This window comes from Williamsia herbipolensis, assembly GCF_000964005.1.
Lineage (GTDB): Bacteria > Actinomycetota > Actinomycetes > Mycobacteriales > Mycobacteriaceae > Williamsia_A > Williamsia_A herbipolensis.
Map to the genome: position 1 here is coordinate 19,583 of NZ_JXYP01000021.1, position 17,940 is coordinate 37,522.

Annotated in this window: 14 protein-coding genes; 6 read left to right on the forward strand and 8 right to left on the reverse strand. The window is 67.9% G+C overall.

Annotated elements, in window-relative coordinates; translation table 11 throughout:
- Position 1: 1 nt before the first annotated feature.
- Both rpmI and infC read right to left on the reverse strand, forming a co-directional pair.
- Positions 2-196 carry a 50S ribosomal protein L35 gene (rpmI, locus tag TU34_RS11370; protein WP_045823005.1) on the reverse strand — a complete coding sequence of 65 codons (195 nt, stop codon included), beginning with the start codon at positions 194-196 and terminating at the stop codon, positions 2-4.
- A 54-nt stretch (positions 197-250) separates the two neighbouring features.
- Positions 251-895, reverse strand: coding sequence for a translation initiation factor IF-3 (gene infC / locus TU34_RS11375; RefSeq protein WP_045823253.1), 645 nt, complete (start codon positions 893-895; stop codon positions 251-253).
- A 281-nt stretch (positions 896-1,176) separates the two neighbouring features.
- Here infC and TU34_RS11380 point away from each other — a divergent pair, with 281 nt between their 5' ends.
- Complete coding sequence (locus TU34_RS11380; RefSeq protein ID WP_045823006.1) at positions 1,177-1,560, forward strand: DUF1844 domain-containing protein; 384 nt, start codon at positions 1,177-1,179, stop codon at positions 1,558-1,560.
- A 15-nt stretch (positions 1,561-1,575) separates the two neighbouring features.
- On the opposite strand, the gene uvrA is transcribed toward TU34_RS11380, so the two are convergent.
- Complete coding sequence (gene uvrA / locus TU34_RS11385; RefSeq protein ID WP_045823007.1) at positions 1,576-4,569, reverse strand: excinuclease ABC subunit UvrA; 2,994 nt, start codon at positions 4,567-4,569, stop codon at positions 1,576-1,578.
- Between the two features lie 211 nt (positions 4,570-4,780).
- On the opposite strand from uvrA, the gene TU34_RS11390 reads away from it, so the two are divergent.
- The 3 genes from TU34_RS11390 (at position 4,781) to TU34_RS11400 (ending at position 9,191) form a co-directional block, all read left to right on the forward strand.
- A complete protein-coding gene (locus tag TU34_RS11390; RefSeq protein ID WP_045823008.1) occupies positions 4,781-5,464 on the forward strand; it encodes an MBL fold metallo-hydrolase in 684 nt (227 codons plus the stop codon).
- A gap of 142 nt (positions 5,465-5,606) precedes the next feature.
- Entirely contained in the window at positions 5,607-6,755 is a 1,149-nt protein-coding gene (locus TU34_RS11395) for a DoxX family protein (protein ID WP_052688873.1), read from the forward strand.
- Positions 6,756-7,010: 255 nt separating this feature from the next.
- Positions 7,011-9,191 carry a HelD family protein gene (locus TU34_RS11400; RefSeq protein WP_238981286.1) on the forward strand — a complete coding sequence of 727 codons (2,181 nt, stop codon included), beginning with the start codon at positions 7,011-7,013 and terminating at the stop codon, positions 9,189-9,191.
- Between the two features lie 32 nt (positions 9,192-9,223).
- Here TU34_RS11400 and TU34_RS11405 read toward each other — a convergent pair whose 3' ends face one another.
- Positions 9,224-9,676 carry a universal stress protein gene (locus tag TU34_RS11405; protein WP_045823010.1) on the reverse strand — a complete coding sequence of 151 codons (453 nt, stop codon included), beginning with the start codon at positions 9,674-9,676 and terminating at the stop codon, positions 9,224-9,226.
- 220 nt (positions 9,677-9,896) lie between these two features.
- Complete coding sequence (gene uvrB / locus TU34_RS11410) at positions 9,897-12,050, reverse strand: excinuclease ABC subunit UvrB (RefSeq protein WP_045823011.1); 2,154 nt, start codon at positions 12,048-12,050, stop codon at positions 9,897-9,899.
- A 69-nt stretch (positions 12,051-12,119) separates the two neighbouring features.
- Here uvrB and TU34_RS11415 point away from each other — a divergent pair, with 69 nt between their 5' ends.
- The gene (locus tag TU34_RS11415; RefSeq protein ID WP_045823012.1) at positions 12,120-12,698 is read left to right on the forward strand and encodes a ribonuclease FAU-1 family protein; all 579 of its coding nucleotides are present in this window, start codon (positions 12,120-12,122) and stop codon (positions 12,696-12,698) included.
- Here the strand turns inward: TU34_RS11415 and coaE are convergent.
- The 3 genes from coaE to rpsA form a co-directional block, all read right to left on the reverse strand.
- Positions 12,659-13,837 carry a dephospho-CoA kinase gene (coaE, locus tag TU34_RS11420; protein WP_045823013.1) on the reverse strand — a complete coding sequence of 393 codons (1,179 nt, stop codon included), beginning with the start codon at positions 13,835-13,837 and terminating at the stop codon, positions 12,659-12,661. The two genes, TU34_RS11415 and coaE, sit on opposite strands and share 40 nt — an antisense overlap.
- 49 nt (positions 13,838-13,886) lie before the next feature.
- Positions 13,887-15,128, reverse strand: a complete 1,242-nt coding sequence (locus TU34_RS11425) for an MCE family protein (RefSeq protein WP_045823255.1) — start codon at positions 15,126-15,128, stop codon at positions 13,887-13,889.
- 320 nt (positions 15,129-15,448) lie between these two features.
- Positions 15,449-16,930 (reverse strand): 30S ribosomal protein S1, encoded by a 1,482-nt coding sequence (gene rpsA, locus TU34_RS11430; RefSeq protein ID WP_045823014.1) that lies wholly within the window; start codon positions 16,928-16,930, stop codon positions 15,449-15,451.
- A gap of 199 nt (positions 16,931-17,129) precedes the next feature.
- On the opposite strand from rpsA, the gene TU34_RS11435 reads away from it, so the two are divergent.
- Positions 17,130-17,933, forward strand: a complete 804-nt coding sequence (locus TU34_RS11435; RefSeq protein WP_082080173.1) for a class I SAM-dependent methyltransferase — start codon at positions 17,130-17,132, stop codon at positions 17,931-17,933.
- Positions 17,934-17,940: the final 7 nt, after the last annotated feature.

A 17,940-nucleotide genomic window follows, 5' to 3' on the forward strand; every position in this document is an offset into this window, starting at 1 on the left:
CTCAGATGTTCAGGAGCCGCTTGATGCGGGGCGCGTCGCTGTCGGCGACCACGGCGGTGCCATCCAGGCGACGGGTGCGCTTGGTGGGCTTGTGCTCCATCAGGTGGCGACGGTTCGCCCGCTGACGCGTGATCTTGCCGCTGCCGGTCACCTTGAATCGCTTCGCGGTTCCCTTGTGCGTCTTTGCCTTCGGCATGTTCTTCCTCGTCTGTGTAGATGTGTGCGCCGGTCGTCGGCGCGCCCGGCGGGTCTATGCGCCGGATGCGTCGGTGTCCGACGGTCCTGTCTCGCGGACCTGGGTCACCTTGGCGCGGGTCTTGGCTCCCTTGTGCGGGGCCAGGACCATGGTCATGTTGCGGCCGTCCTGCTTGGCCGACGTCTCCACGAAACCGAAGTCGCTGACATCGGCGCCGAGACGCTGCAGCAGGCGGTAGCCGAGTTCGGGTCGCGACTGCTCGCGCCCGCGGAACATGATGGTCACCTTGACCTTCGAACCGGCCTCGAGGAAGCGGACCACATGGCCCTTCTTCGTCTCGTAGTCGTGATCGTCGATCTTCGGCCGGAGCTTCTGCTCCTTGATGACCGTCATCTGCTGGTTACGGCGGGACTCGCGCTGCTTCTGCGCGGCCTCGTACTTGAACTTGCCGTAATCCATGATCTTGCACACCGGCGGACGGGCGTTGGGCGCCACCTCCACCAGGTCCAGATCGGCCTCGAGGGCCAGTCGCAAGGCGTCTTCAACACGCACGATGCCCACCTGCTCCGAATTCGGCCCGACGAGTCGGACCTCCGGTACGCGGATGCGCTCGTTGATGCGGGTCTCTGTGCTGATGGGGCCTCCTCGGTGAAAACAATGGGTGCCGCGGACGGGCCGCGGGTCGTGCGCCGGATGCAGGCGGAACACCCTTGACTCAACGAAAAGGCCCCGCCGATGACGACATCGGTGGGGCCCGCAGTTGACCGGTCCGCACCTGCGGATGAACGTTGCCGCTCACGCACGTGCCACCTCCAACAGGAGGTATCCGACTCCTATTCCCGATGCGAGCACCGGGAGCGGTGTGCGGATGACCGGACCGGGCAACGGTCCGTGGAGACGGACGTCGATCGGTGGGAGCGGGACTCCACTTGCAAACCCCAGCTCACGCCGGGGTGGTCTGACATGGAAGTCTAACAGTCATGCCGGAAAACTCACATTCCGCCGACCTCGGGGCCGACGGGTCCCCCGAGCCCGGTGACCTGCCCGTGCGTGATCTGGCCGATGTGCCCGCGGTGGAGGTCATCACCAAATCGATCGTGATGCTGATGAGCGCGGCCGCCGAGAAACTCGGACTGGCCGACGACCCGTCGGCACAGGCGTCGGTGGATCTCGACGAGGCCCGCAAGCTCATCACCGCGCTGGCCGGCCTGGTCACCGCATCGATATCCGACCTCGGTCTGCACGCCGCACCGATCCGCGACGGACTCAAGAGCCTGCAGTTGGCGTTCCGTGAGGCCAGCAGCATTCCCGACGAACCGGGCGCAGGTCCCGGCGAGAAGCTGACCGGTCCCGTCCGCGGCTGAGCCACCCGCCCCGCGTCAGCCGACCGAGGCGCGGGCCCGCGATCCGTTCGCGGCCTTCTTCTTCGCCGGCTTCGGCTTCGTGGCGGCCGCCGTGGCCTTCGCCGCAGGAGCCTTCTTGCGCGCCGGCGCCCGCGTCCCGGACGGCGCGGCCTGGGCCTCGACGATCTCCCGCAGGAACCCGCCGGTGTGACTCTCGGGTACCGCGGCGATGTGTTCGGGGGTGCCCTCGGCCACCACGACGCCGCCGCCCGAGCCGCCCTCGGGCCCCATGTCGATGACCCAGTCGGCCGTCTTGATGACGTCGAGGTTGTGTTCGATGACGATCACCGAGTTGCCCTTGTCGACCAGACCGTTGATGACGGCGAGGAGCTTGCGGATGTCCTCGAAGTGCAGACCGGTGGTCGGCTCGTCGAGCACGTAGACGGTGCGCCCGGTCGAGCGCTTCTGCAGCTCCGCCGAGAGCTTCACGCGCTGCGCCTCGCCACCGGAGAGGGTCGGTGCCGGCTGCCCGAGTCGGACGTAGCCCAATCCGACCTCGACGAGGGTCTTCAGGAACCGGTGGATGGAGGTGACGGGCTCGAAGAACTCGGCCGCCTCCTCGATCGGCATGTCGAGCACCTCCGAGATCGTCTTGCCCTTGTAGTGCACCTCGAGGGTCTCGCGGTTGTACCGCGCACCGTGGCAGACCTCGCATGGCACATACACGTCGGGCAGGAAGTTCATCTCGATCTTGATCGTGCCCTCGCCGGTGCACGCCTCACACCGACCGCCCTTGACGTTGAAGCTGAAACGACCCGGCTGGTATCCGCGGACCTTCGCCTCGGTGGTCGCGGCGAACAGCGTGCGGATCTTGTCGAAGACACCGGTGTACGTGGCGGGGTTCGACCGCGGGGTGCGACCGATCGGCGACTGGTCGACCTGCACCAGCTTGTCGAGTTGGTCGAGACCGGTGATGCGGGTGTGGCGACCGGGCACCTGACGAGCGCCGTTGAGCTTGTTGGCCATCGTGGTGGCGAGGATGTCGTTGACCAGGGTCGACTTGCCCGAGCCCGAGACGCCGGTGACCGCGGTCAACACGCCGAGCGGGAAGCTGACGTCGATGCCTCGCAGGTTGTGTTCCCGCGCGCCGACCACGGTCAGCTGGCGCTTGCGGTCGACCGGCCGCCGGATGTCCGGGATGTCGATGTGTTCACGACCCGACAGGTATGCACCCGTGAGGGATTCGGGATTCGCGAGCAGACCCTCGTAGCTCCCGCTGTGGACCACGTTGCCGCCGTGTTCGCCGGCCCGCGGGCCGATGTCGACGATCCAGTCCGCCATCCGGATCGTGTCCTCGTCGTGCTCGACCACGATCAGGGTGTTGCCGAGGTCACGCAGACGGGTGAGGGTCTCGATGAGCCTGCGGTTGTCGCGCTGGTGCAGTCCGATCGACGGTTCGTCGAGCACGTACAGGACACCGGCCAGGCCGGACCCGATCTGCGTCGCGAGCCGGATGCGTTGCGCCTCACCACCGGACAGCGATCCGGCCGCGCGTGACAGCGACAGGTACTCGAGGCCGACGTCGAGGAGGAACGTGATGCGCGCCTGCACCTCCTTGAGAACCCGGCCGGCGATGGCCTGCTCCCGGGCACCGAGGGTGAGGTCGGAGAGGTAGTCGGCGCAGTCGCCCACCGACAGTGCGCACACGTCGGCGATCGACTTCTCGCCGAACCGTGGGTGGTCGAGCGTGACCGCGAGGATCTCCGGGCGTAGACGGGCACCGGAGCACACCGGACACGGGATGTCGCGCATGTAGCCCTCGTACCGGTCCTTCATCTGCTCGGACTCGGTCTGCTCCATCCTGCGGTGCAGGAACTTCATCACACCCTCGAACTCGGTGTAGTACGAGCGGGTGCGGCCGTAGCGGTTGCGGAACTTCACGTGGACCTGATGGTCGCTGCCGTTGAGGATCGCGCGACGAGCTTTGACGGGCAGACGATTCCACGGCGTGTGGATGTCGAAGCCCATCTCGTCGGCGAGTCCGGAGAGCAGCCGCAGGAAGTAGTCGGCGTTGTGTCCGGTCGACCACGGTGCGATCGCGCCGTCGGCGAGGGTGGTCTCCGGGTCGGGGACGACGAGTTCCTCGTCGACCTCCTTGCGGATACCGAGGCCGTCACAGTCCGGACACGCGCCGTAGGGCGAGTTGAAGGAGAACGAGCGCGGCTCGAGGTCGTCGATGGCGATGGGGTGCCCGTTGGGGCAGGCCATCCGCTCGGAGAAGCGGCGTTCGCGGTCGGGATCGTCCTCCTCGAGATCGACGAAGTCGAGCACGATCACGCCGTCGGCGAGACGCAACGCGGTCTCGACGGAGTCGGTGAGCCGCTGTTTCGCCGACGACTTCACCGCGAGACGGTCGACGACCACCTCGATGTCGTGCTTCTCCTGCTTCTTGAGGGTGGGCGGGCTCGTGAGGGGGTGCACGACGCCGTCGATGCGCGCGCGGGAGAAGCCCTGCGTCTGCAGCGAGGCGAACAGGTCGACGAACTCGCCCTTGCGGGTACGCACCACCGGGGCGAGCACCTGGAACCGGATGCCCTCCTCCATCGCGAGGACCTGGTCGACGATCTGCTGCGGCGTCTGCTTGGCGATCGCGGCGCCGCACTCGGGGCAGTGCGCCTTGCCGGCGCGCGCGTAGAGCAGTCGGAGGTAGTCGTAGACCTCGGTGATGGTGCCCACCGTGGACCGCGGGTTGCGGTTGGTGGACTTCTGGTCGATCGAGACCGCGGGCGAGAGGCCCTCGATGAAGTCGACGTCGGGCTTGTCCATCTGTCCCAGGAACTGGCGGGCATAGGCCGACAGCGACTCGACGTAGCGTCGCTGCCCCTCGGCGAAGATGGTGTCGAAGGCGAGGCTCGACTTCCCCGACCCCGACAGGCCGGTGAAGACGATCAGGCTCTCCCGCGGCAGGTCGACGTCGATTCCTCGCAGGTTGTGTTCCCGGGCTCCTCGAACGATCAGACGATCTGCCACAGCTGTCCTCTACTCTGCGTCGGATCCGACGCTCGTCGCGTGCACATTGGTCGCCCGGTCGGTCGACACCATCGGTCGACACCGTCGGTTCGGGCCGATCCCGGCCAGACCGAGCACACCTCCATCGTAGGGGCGCGCACCGACACGACCGATCCGGGAGACCGTCGGCAGGCGCCTCCGTGGCCCGGGTCACCGGTTGTAGCGTGAGTCCATGACCGCTCCCGACATGACCGTGTCCGACGACTACACCGGCGATCTGTCCGAGACCTCCGGGGCACAGCGCCGCACGACACCGACCGCGACGATCACCAAACTGTCGGTCGGTCCGATGGACAACAACGCCTACGTCGTCACCTGCCGCGAGACCGGCGACCGCCTCCTGATCGACGCGGCCAACGACCCCGATCGCATCCTCGCGTTGCTCGAGACGCTGCCCGGCACGCTCACCGCGATCCTCACGACCCACCAGCACTTCGACCACTGGCAGGGCCTCGCGAGGGTGCGGGAGTCGACCGGTGCGCCCACGCTCGCCGGACGCATCGACGCCCCCGAGATCCCCGTCGACACCGAGCGCTTGATCGACGACGGCGACGTGATCGAGGTCGGGAACCTGCGTCTGACGGCCATCCACCTCGTCGGCCACACACCGGGATCGATCGCGCTGGCCCTCGACGCCGGAGACCGCACACACCTGTTCACCGGCGACAGCCTCTTCCCCGGCGGCGTGGGAAAGACCTGGCAGGAGGGCGATTTCGAGATCCTGCTCGGTGAGGTGACGACCAAACTGTTCGACCGTTACGACGACGAGACCTCCGTCTACCCCGGTCACGGTCTGGACACGACCTTGGGCACAGAACGGCCCCACCTGGGCGAATGGCGCGAGCGGGGATGGTGAGCACGCCCGGGCGCCTCCCGCCGGTCCTCGGCGCCCGGTAACCTCGACACGGCCCTGTGCCGCAGGTGACATGGATCCGTCACCTCTCAGAGCCCGCGTCCCGAGGAGGCCATCAGTGTTGATCCGCCGAATTGCCCGACCGATGCTCGCCAGCGTGTTCGTCGCCTCAGGCGTCACCGCGCTCCGGCATCCCGAACAGTTCGCCGAAACCGCGCGACCGTTCGTCAAGAAGTCCCAGCAGAACCTTCCCGACGACATCACCGATCCGCTGCCGTCGGACACCGAGACCCTGGTGCGCATCAACGCGGCCATCCAGGTCGGTGGCGGCGTCATGCTGGCCACGGGCAAGTTCCCGCGTATCGCGGCGCTCGGCCTGGCCGGCTCACTGGTCCCCACCACCCTGGCGGGCCACGACTTCTGGAACGAGTCGGACCCCGAGGCGCGCAATGCCGCCCTCGTCGACTTCCTCAAGAACGTCTCGCTTCTCGGTGGTCTCCTGATCACCGCGGTCGACACCGAGGGCAAGCCCTCGCTGGCGTGGCGGGGCAAGAAGGCCGCCGAGCACGCCGCGGACGCGGTGACCTCGTCGCTGCCGTTCACCGGCGACTCCGGCGGTGACACCCTCGAGCATCTCCGTTCGGTCGCCGCCGATCGTGCGTCGCACGTCGCCGAGATCGCCAAGGACCGCGGACCCGTGGTGCTCGACGCCGCACGCGAGCGGGCGACCCCGTTGGCCGAGGCCGCGGTCGACCGTGGATCGAAGCTGGCCGAGATCGCCAAGGAGAAGGCCACCCCCCTGGCCGAGGCCGCCGCCGAGCGTGGGAGCGAGTTGGGTGAGAAGGCGGCGAAGGTCGCGCGCAAGCGCGCCGAGAAGGCCGCCAAGGTCGCCCGCAAGGAAGGTGACAAGGCGGCGAAGAAGGCGCGCAAGCGCGGTTCGAAGCTCGCCGACGCCGCACTCGACCGGGGTTCGGACCTCGCCGACACCGCCCGTCAGCGCGCACTCGATCTCGCCGACCAGGCTCGCGACCGCGGGTCCGATCTCGCCGACCAGGCACGTGATCGTGGTGCCGAGCTGGCCGATCAGGCCCGCGACCGTCGTGCGGAGCTCGCCGAGCAGGCGCGCGCCCGCAGCACCGAGCTGGCCGAGCAGACGCGTGCCCGCAGCGCCGAGCTGGCCGACCATGCCCGCGACCGTGCGGCCGATCTGGCCTCGACGGCCAACGACGAGGGTGCCAAGCTCTCGCGTCGTGCGCGCAAGCGTGCCGAGAAGGCGGCGAAGAACCTTCGCTGAGAACACCGTTCGATCGACGACGGGGTGTGCCGGTGACCGACCATGCCGACACACCCCGTCGTCGTGACCGGGCCGGGACACGATGTACCCGCCCGGTCCGCATCACGAAAGGCACCCGACACATCCATGACCTGGATCCGGGAGAAGGACGCGACGAGTCCCGTCTCCGCCGCTGACGCGGCCGACGACGTATCGGGCTCCCCCGTCGCGTCCGAGCAGTCACACCTCGACGTGGTCTACGCCCGCCTCGACCGCATGCGCCAGTCGACCGGCCGACGTCTGCGCACCGCCCTCGTCGAATCCGACGGCACCCCGCAGTCGCAGTCCGAGCGTGAGTCCTACGAGCGCATGTACTCCGATGACCTCACCAAATACGATGCGGCCGAACACAATCTGTACTTCGGCCGTCTCGATCTCGACGACGGCGAGACACGCCGCATCGGCCGTATCGGGATCCTCGACGACGACGAGCAGGACACCACGCTGCTGCTCGACTGGCGGGCGCCGCTGGCCCGACCGTTCTATGTGGCCACACCCGCCGCACCGGACTCCGTGGCCCTGCGACGGCATGTCCGCACCCGCAACCGGCGGGTGGTGGCGGTCAACGACGAACGTCTCGACTCCGGCGACCTCGACGCGACGAGTCGCGGCGATGTGGTGAACGAGGCCGCGTTGATCGGTGCGCTCAACGCCGCACGCACCGGTGAGATGACCGACATCGTCGAGACCATCCAGCGCGAGCAGGACATCATCATCCGGTCGTCGCACCGCGGGGTGACCGTCGTGCAGGGTGGCCCGGGTACCGGCAAGACCGCTGTCGCACTGCACCGCGCCGCCTATCTGCTCTACACTCACCGCGAGATCCTCGGCCGCAGCGGTGTTCTCATCATCGGCCCGAACGACGACTTCCTCCGTTACATCAGTCAGGTGCTGCCCTCGCTCGGTGAGACCGGCGTGCTGCTGTCGACCGTCGGGGATCTCTATCCCGGGGTGAGCGCAGACCGACCCGACGACCGCCACGCGGCCGCGGTGAAGGGTGATCTCGCGATGGTGGAGGTGTTGCGCACCGCCGTGCGCGAGGCGCAGAACCTGCCGACCGAACCGGTCACCGTCCGCTTCGACGGGTACCCCCTGGTCATCGACCGAGCCCTCGTCAAGCGCGCCCGCGGTCGGGCGCGCTCGAGCCGGCGACCCCACAACCAGGCCCGCCCGATCTTCCTGCGGTCGGCGCTCGACGCACTCGCCGAGCAGCACGCCACGCGTATCGGGTCGAGCACGATCGACGGTTCCCAGCTGATGAGTGCGGGCGACGTCGCCGACATCCGCGACGAGATGGAGCAGGACCCGTCCATCCTGCGGGCGTTGGCACGGTTCTGGCCACAGCTGACCCCCGACGGTCTGCTCCGCGAGGTGTTGAGCGATCCCGACCGGATCCGCGTCGCGACACCCGGCTGGGGCGCCGACGAGCGGGACGCGCTGTGGCGGGATCCGCGGGCGGGCACCGGGTTCACCGTCGGCGACGTACCGCTGCTCGACGAACTCGCCGAGATCATCGGGTTCGACGCGGGCGACGACGAGCGCGAGCAGCAGGCGCAGTGGCGCCGCCAACTCACCGAGGCGCAGGACGCGCTCGACATCCTCACCGGCTCGGCCCCGCAGGATCTCGAGGACGAACTCGACCCCGAGATCCTCATGGCCTACGACCTCATCGACGCCGAGCAGCTCGCGTCACGTCAGACCCGTCGACAGACGCTCACCACCGCCGAACGCGCCCACGCCGACCGCACCTGGGCGTTCGGACACGTCATCGTCGACGAGGCGCAGGAGATCTCGGCGATGGGGTGGCGGATGATCATGCGCCGCATACCGAATCGGTGGATGACGATCATCGGCGACACGGCCCAGACCGGCGACCCCGCGGGGACCAGCGACTGGGGTTCGGTGCTCGAACCGTATGTCGCGGCCCGCTGGCGGCAACACGACCTGACCGTGAACTACCGCACGCCCGCCGAGATCATGACCGTCGCGGCCGGTGTGCTGGCCGCGATCGACCCGACCCGCACTCCCCCGACCTCGATCCGACGGGCGGGGGTCGCGCCGACGGTGCTGCGCGTCTCGTCAGACGGGATCATCGACGCCGCGATCACCGCGGACATCGCCGGGCACGACGCCGACGCGGCGGGGGTGAGCGCGATCATCGCACCGGACGCGATCGTCGACGAGATCGCCGAGGCGGCCGGCGCCGACGTACGGGTGCTGGCCGTGACGGCCTGCAAGGGTCTGGAATTCGATCGCACGGTGGTCGTCGAACCGGCCGCGATCATCGCGCAGTCGCCTCGCGGCCTCAACGACCTCTATGTGGCTCTCACCCGCGCGACCCAGCGGTTGACACTGGTCCACGCCGCCGACCTGCCCGACTGCCTCACGCTCGACTGAGCGAGAAGGCGGTCGGGCGTTCGACGAACGGTTCAGACGGTGTGGACGATGAGGACGTCGCACGCCGACTTGCGCGCGACGTCGGCGGGCACCGAGCCGAGCAGTCGACCGGCGATCGAGTTGAGCCCCTTGTTGCCGACCACGAGGAGATCGGCCTTGGTGTCGCCGACGAGCTGCAGCAGCGCATCGACGGGCGCACCCTTCACCGGGCGGGTGGAGATGTTCGCGGTGGCCGCACCGGCCTTCACGGCACGCTCGCGTGCGGTGCGCAGGATCTCCTCGGTCGGCGAGCTGCCGTGCACCTGGTAGGCCTCGTCCTTGAGGACGTCGGACATCGTGTTGACGTCCTTGTTCTCGTGCGGGAAGAAAGCGCACGCGATGACGAGCTTGGCCCGATCTCCAGCGATGCCGCCCGCACGCTCGACCGCCTTCATCGACGACTCCGACCCGTCCGTTCCGACGACAACTGTCTGGTACGCGCTCATCCATTCCTCCGTCTGTTTCACATCGGTGACCCTGCACCGAGGCGGCTCACGCCGACGCTCTCCGGCGCCGCCGACCACCGGCTTCGATATCCGGACAATAGTTGCACGACAGAGCCTCTGTCGGGCATTCGTGTGTATCCCCACATCGTGTCGCCGGGCGTTGTCGCCATCACCCGTGACCGGCACGGACCGGGGTCGATCTGGTCCCCGTCCACCGGGATCAGCGGATGCCGGCCGCGTCCATGCCGCGCAGCTCCTTCTTGAGGTCGGAGATCTCGTCACGGAGCCGACCGGCGAGCTCGAACTGCAGATCCCGGGCGGCGTTCATCATCTGCGCGGTGAGGGAGGCGATGAGATCGGCGAGCTCGGCCCGCGGCATGGCCGACACATCGCGCTTCTCGATGACCCCGGCGCTGATCGACTTGCTGACCTCACCCTGCGCGCGTCGACCGCGGCTGGCGTTGCGGCCCGAGCCACCGATCTCCACCGCGTCCTCCGCCTCGCGGTAGACCTGGTCGAGGATGTCGGCGATCTTCTTGCGCAGCGGCTGCGGATCGACGCCCGCGGCCTTGTTGTAGGCGACCTGCTTCTCGCGACGCCGATCGGTCTCGTCGATCGCGTTGCGCATCGAGTCGGTGATCTTGTCGGCGTACATGTGCACCTCGCCCGAGACGTTGCGGGCCGCGCGACCGATCGTCTGGATCAGGCTGGTGGTGCTGCGGAGGAAGCCCTCCTTGTCGGCGTCGAGGATCGCGACCAACGACACCTCCGGCAGGTCGAGGCCCTCGCGGAGGAGGTTGATGCCGACGAGGACGTCGTAGTCGCCACCGCGGAGTTGTCGCAGCAGCTCGACCCGGCGCAACGTGTCGACCTCGGAGTGCAGATACCGGACGCGGATCCCCATCTCGAGCAGGTAGTCGGTGAGGTCCTCGGCCATCTTCTTGGTCAGCGTGGTCACCAGCACGCGTTCGTCGCGTTCGGTGCGCAGGTTGATCTCGTGGACGAGGTCGTCGATCTGGCCCTTGGTGGGCTTGACCACGACCTGGGGATCGACCAGACCGGTCGGACGGATGACCTGCTCGACGAACTCGCCGTTGGACTGACCCAGCTCGTATGGCCCGGGGGTGGCCGACAGGTACACGGTCTGTCCGATGCGGTCGACGAACTCGTCCCAGGTCAGCGGACGGTTGTCGACCGCCGAGGGCAACCGGAACCCGAAGTCGACCAGGTTGCGCTTGCGCGACATGTCGCCCTCGTACATGCCGCCGATCTGCGGGACCGTGACGTGTGACTCGTCGATGACCAGCAGGAAATCGTCGGGGAAGTAGTCGATGAGCGTGGCCGGCGCGGTGCCCGGTCCGCGACCGTCGATGTGGCGCGAGTAGTTCTCGATACCCGAACAGAAGCCGACCTGACGCATCATCTCCAGGTCGTAGGTGGTGCGCATGCGCAGGCGCTGCGCCTCGAGCAGCTTGCCCTTGCCCTCGAGGTCGGCCAGGCGCTCGGCGAGTTCGTCCTCGATGCTCGCCATGGCGCGCTCCATGCGCTCGGGCCCCGCCACGTAGTGGGTGGCGGGGAAGATGCGCAGCGTGTCGACCTGGCGGACCACGTCACCGGTGAGCGGGTGCAGGTAGTAGAGCGCCTCCACCTCGTCGCCGAAGAACTCGATGCGGACGGCGAGCTCCTCGTAGGACGGGATGATCTCCACGGTGTCGCCGCGCACACGGAAGCTGCCGCGGGTGAAACTCATGTCGTTGCGGCTGTACTGGACGTCGACGAGCAGACGCAGCAGGGCGTCGCGGTCGACCTCCTGGCCGACGTCGAGGTGGATCGAGCGGTCCATGTACGACTGCGGGGTACCGAGACCGTAGATGCACGAGACCGACGCCACCACGACGACATCGCGGCGCGACAGCAGACTCGAGGTCGCCGAGTGGCGCAACCGCTCGACGTCGTCGTTGATCGACGAGTCCTTCTCGATGTAGGTGTCGGTCTGGGCGATATAGGCCTCGGGTTGGTAGTAGTCGTAGTACGAGACGAAATACTCGACGGCGTTGTTGGGCAACATGTCCCGCAGCTCGTTGGCCAGCTGCGCGGCGAGAGTCTTGTTCGGCGCCATCACCAGGGTGGGGCGCTGCACCTTCTCGATGAGCCACGCCGTGGTCGCGGATTTACCGGTACCGGTGGCACCGAGCAGGACGATGTCCTTCTCCCCCGCGTTGATGCGCTGTTCGAGCGCGGCGATCGCCGCCGGTTGGTCACCGGCGGGCGAGTGTTCGCTGACCACCTCGAAGGCGGCCTCGGACCGTTCGATGTCGCCGACGGGTCGATGCTCGGAGTGGGCGACGATGGGGTGTTCTGCCGCGAAAGCCATGTGCTCCAGAGTAGGCGCGGGGTCCGACAATCGCGCCGATCGTCCCGGGCTCCGATACCCTCCCGTCCCATGGACGGCTCGGGGTCGGCGGGTGTGCACCCACCCAAACGCGAGGTGTTCGACGTGCCCGCCATGACCAACACCGACAACAAGGGCGTGGTGCGCCCGGTGCGGACGTACACCGAGACGTCGTTCGGTCTGTACATGTCACGGACCGCCGACAACCCGCGTTTCCACCACCTCGAGTCGTGGCTGCTGCCCGCCCTGGGGTTGCGGGCCAGCATCTTCCACTTCGTGGAGGGCCACCGGACCGGACAGCGCCTCTACCTCGACGTCGGCCGCTTCGCCGGTCCCGACGCCGACGGACGCTGGCACGCCGAGGACTGGTATCTCGACCTCGTGGACGTGCCCGGTACCCCTCTCGAACTCATCGACGTCGACGAACTCGTCGAGGCCCACGCCGCCGGCCTGATGTCGACGACCGAGACGGTGCGCGCGGTGGAGATCGCGACAGCCGCGCTGCTGGGCTGCGCCGAACGCGACCACGACATCGACCGATGGTTGGCCGACGTCGGTGCGCCGCTGCGCTGGCTCGACGAACGCGCAGGTCAGTCGGGGGCCCCGGCGTCCGACATCACGCGCGGATAGACCTCGTCGAACCAGGGTTCCTTGGCCTCGACATACGCGGTCGCGTCGCCCCGCGCCGACGCCTCCGCGGACCGTTTGACCGAGAGATACTCCGCCCGCAGGTCCGCATCGGCGATCAGCCGATCGCGGAACGCGACGGCGAACCGCGCGTTGGCCGAACCCTCCACACGGACGTGGACGTTCGCGTGCCGGCCGGGATCGGCGGCGACGTGCAGCGCCTTCACCCAGTCCTGCGGGTCGTCGGCGCCGGGTTTCGGCCGGTCGGCGCCGATGCCCTCGACGCGGGGGAAACCGCCGTCGGCGAGCAGGTCCGCGAGGGCCGCGATGCCCTCGGCGTCGGCGACGGTCACCTGCAGGTCGATGACGTCCTTCGCATCGAGATCGGGGACCGCCGTCGAACCGATGTGCTCGACCCGGATCGCCTTGTCGCCGCACACTGCCTGCAGGCGATTTACCAACCTGCGTCCCTGACGTGCCCAGGTGGGGTCCGCCGACATCAGCGCCACGGATCCGCGTGCCGCACGCGTGCGCGACCGCACGTTGGCCTCGTACGGCACCAGACGCTCGTCCCAGAGTCGCGCGGCCGCGCCGGCCAGGGCCGCGGCGGTGCTGCTGTTGTCGAGCCAGACGTCGGCGACCTCCCGTCGCTGGTCGACCGAGGCCTGGGAACGGATGCGCGCGCGGGCGTCGTCGGCATCCATTCCGCGCAGCTCGGTGAGACGCTGCACCCGCAGGTCCTCGTCGGCGTGGACGATGACGACGAGGTGGAAGAACGGGGCCATCGAACCCTCGACGAGCAGCGGGACGTCCTGCACCACCACGGCGTCATCGGGTGCGGCCTGCAGCATCTCCCAGGTCCGTGCACCCACGAGCGGGTGCACGATCGCGTTGAGGCGCTTGCGTTGGTCCTCGTCGACGAAGGCCTTCGCCGCGAGCGCCGGCCGATCCAGATCGCCGTCGGCGGTCAGGATGTCGCCGCCGAATGCCTCGACAAGAGCCGCGAGACCGTCGCTGCCCTTCGCGACGACCTCACGGGCGATGACGTCGGCGTCGATGAGATAGGCGCCGCGTTCGGTGAACGTGCGTGCGACGGTCGATTTGCCGGCGCCGATGCCGCCGGTGAGGCCCACTCTGATCACGGCGACCAGTCTGTCAGAACCGGCGAGAGGCCCGGCAGCGTACGGCGGGCTACCGGGGCGTGACGCCGAGAAGGTAGGACAGCTGCGTGGCGAGCGGGTTCAGGTTGAGCTTGTCGGGATCCTTCTTGGGCGTCCGATCCCAGGGCTGGGCGACGCCGGGATCGGCGAATCGCGCGTTCTGGGCGCCGCGGACGTCGGTCGGATTCCCCTGCGCCACAGCACATCGTGCGTCGCGGTTGAACGCGAAATCGTCGTAGTCGATGTCGAAGTTCGGGTTCTTGCGTTTCTCGGCGGCGATGATCGCCTGCGTTCCCTCGTAGCCCACGGTGCAGTCGGGTGGGTTGTTGGTCTCCAACACGGCCCCGAAACGAATCGTCCCGTCGCCCGGGGCGGTGGAGTAGCTGCCACTCGACAGGGAGGAGAGCATGTTGATCGCGGGCCCCACGAGCGGGAAGGTGCCGCGGATGTTGCGGACGTCGGTGGCGAGATCGCGCAGCACCGAGGTCAGATCGCCGCCGCTGCGTTCGATGAGGGCCGCGATCTGGGTTGCGCTGGTCTGACCCGTGGTCAGCAGGCGCCGCAGATCGGGATCGCTCGTCGCGAGCTGCGCGGTCACCAGACCCAGGTTCTTCGACCAGTCGAGAATCGCGTCGGACTGATCGGCCTGCGTCGACAACACCGTGTCGCTGTTGCGGATCAGCGAGATCGTCGCGGGGAGATTGTCGTTGCCCGACTTCGACAGGTTCGCCAACGAGTCCACCAGCACCCGCAGGTTCTCGCCGTTGCCGTTGAACGCCTTCCCGAGCTCGGTGATCACCGTGTTCAGGTCGCCCAGCGGCACCGATTCGGTGAAGTCGACCGCCGAGGCCACGACGTCCTGCACAGGGGTCGGGATCGAGGTGTCGGAGATGACCGACCCGTCCTCGAGGTAGGGGCCACCCACGCTCGAGGGACGCAGATCGACGTACTGCTCACCGATCGCCGACCGGTTGGCCACCACGGCCTGCGCGGTCGCCGGCACCTTCGGACCACCCGAATCGAGGTTCAACGCGACTCGGACACCGTCGGGACGCAGCGTGAGCGCGCCCACGCGCCCGACCGGGACACCCTGGTAGGTGACCTCGGCGTTGGTGAAGATGCCGCCGGAGTCGGTGAAGGCAGCGTTCACGGTGTAGATCCCGACTCCGACGAGGTTGTCGATGCGGGCGTATTTCACCGCCAGCACGACGCCGAAAAGGGTCGCCACGACCACCAGGACGATGATCTGCCGTACCTGGAACCGGCTCACCATGTTCACAGCGTCGCCACCTCATCCTCTCGACGGTCGCCTGCCGAGGGTCGTGGTGTCACCACGTCACGCGTGCGCCGGGAAGAACACTGTCACAGAGGATCTGACGTTTTCAACGATCGATGGCACGGTTGGCCACGTCCGAGTAGTCGCGTTCGACACCCCGACGGCATCGGTGTGACACGGGTCACCACAACGGGGGGATCGGTCGAATCAGCGGCGATCGACATTGCCCATCGCAGATGTGATCGCACCGCACAGACGACCGTGGGCCCCTCCTCGTGATGAGGAAGGGCCCACGGCCGAACGACGTGCGGGAGGTGTCAGGCGTTGCCGGACAGCTTCTCGCGCAGTGCTGCGAGCTGCTCGTCGCTGGCGAGCGAACCACCCCGTGCCGGCGCGGCTGCACCGGTCGAGGAGGAGCCACCCTCCGACGGGCCGGCCGAGGCCGACTCCGACGAGTAGTCGGTCGGGGCGTTGGCCGCCTCTTCCGCTGCCTTGGCGAACTTCTCGATCTGGGCGGTGTGCATCTTGTGACGACGCTCGGCCTCGGCGTACCGCTGCTCCCAGGCCTCACGCTGCTTCTCGAAGCCCTCGAGCCACTCGTTGGTGTCGGGGTCGAAGCCCTCGGGGAAGATGTAGTTCCCCTGCTCGTCGTAGCTGTCGGCCATGCCGTACTTCGAGGGGTCGAACTCCTCGGTGTAGTCCTCGTTGGCCTGCTTGAGGCTCAGCGAGATACGACGACGCTCGAGGTCGATGTCGATGACCTTGACCATCGCGTCGTCGTTGACCGCGACGACCTGATCGGGCACCTCGACGTGGCGCTCGGCCAGCTCCGAGATGTGCACGAGGCCCTCGATGCCCTCTTCCACGCGGACGAACGCACCGAACGGGACCAGCTTGGTGACCTTGCCGGGCACGATCTGACCGATCGCGTGGGTCCGGGCGAACTGACGCCACGGATCTTCCTGGGTCGCCTTGAGCGACAGCGACACACGCTCGCGGTCGAGATCGACGTCGAGCACCTCGACGGTGACCTCGTCACCGACGGCGACGACCTCGGACGGGTGGTCGATGTGCTTCCACGACAGCTCGGAGACGTGCACCAGACCGTCGACGCCGCCGAGATCGACGAACGCACCGAAGTTGACGATCGACGACACGACGCCCTTGCGGACCTGACCCTTGGCCAGCTGGTGCAGGAACTCGCTGCGGACCTCGGACTGGGTCTGCTCGAGCCATGCACGACGCGACAGGACCACGTTGTTGCGGTTCTTGTCGAGCTCGATGATCTTGGCCTCGATCTCCTTGCCGATGTACGGCTGCAGATCGCGCACGCGACGCATCTCCACCAGCGACGCCGGGAGGAAGCCACGCAGACCGATGTCGAGGATGAGACCACCCTTGACGACCTCGATGACGGTGCCCTTGACGGCCTCGTCCTTCTCCTTGAGCTCCTCGATCGTTCCCCAGGCACGCTCGTACTGCGCGCGCTTCTTGGAGAGGATCAGCCGACCTTCCTTGTCCTCCTTGGTGAGGACGAGGGCTTCGACAGCATCGCCGACGTTGACGACCTCGTTGGGGTCGACGTCGTGCTTGATGGACAGCTCACGCGAGGGGATGACGCCCTCGGTCTTGTACCCGATGTCTAGCAGGACCTCGTCGCGGTCGACCTTGACGATGGTTCCCTCGACGATGTCGCCATCGTTGAAGTACTTGATCGTGGCGTCGATTGCGGCGAGGAAATCCTCGGCAGTGCCAATGTCGTTGATGGCAACTTGCGGCGAGATGATGGTGGACGGCATATGTTGGGTTGCTCCGGACAGTGTCGTAGTAGGGGTGATCGTGCGGGTTGTGGTCCGATGAGGACATGACTTCCCACGCGGGCGTGGGCACGCGCGTGACTCAGGCTACGCCAGGCGCTGTGTCCTGGGCAAATGGCCTCGATCGCCCTCCGAGACGCCCCCTGCCGGCATCGCCACGACGCAGTGTCCGGGAGCGCAGGTGAACAGACCGACCACACGTCTTCGGCCCGACTCGGCCGCCAGTGAGGACGCCAACCGACGGTGGTGGGACTCCGACGCCGCGAGCTACCACGCCGAGCACGGCCGCTTTCTCGGTGCCGACTCCCCCGAGGGCGAGTTCGTGTGGTGTCCCGAAGGCCTGCACGAAGGTGACGCCGCACTGCTCGGCGAGGTCTCCGGACGCGACGTCCTCGAGGTCGGGTGCGGGTCGGCCCCGTGTGCGCGATGGCTTGTCGGTCGGGGCGCTCGGGTCATCGGGCTCGACGTGTCGGCGGCGATGCTGCGCAGCGGCACCGTCACCGCGGGATCGGACGGTCCGTCGCTGGTGCAGGCGGGTGCAGAGAACCTCCCCTTCGCCGACGCCTCCTTCGACATCGCCTGCTCGGCGTTCGGCGCGGTGCCCTTCGTGGCCGATTCGGCACGGGTGATGGCGGAGGTCGCCCGGGTCCTGCGGCCCGGCGGACGGTGGGTCTTCGCCGTCAACCACCCGGTGCGCTGGATCTTCCCCGACGACCCCGGGCCGGTCGGCCTCACCGTCGCCATCCCCTACTTCGACCGGTCGCCGTACGTCGAGGTCGACGACGACGGGACGGTGACCTACGTCGAACACCATCGGACCATCGGTGACCGCGTCCGCGAGATCCGGGCGGCGGGGTTGGTCCCCGACGACATCGTCGAACCGGAGTGGCCGGAGTGGCTCGAGCAGGAGTGGGGGCAGTGGAGCCCGCTCCGCGGTCAGTACTTCCCCGGCACCGCGATCTTCTGCTGCACCAGACCCGCCTGAGCGCCCA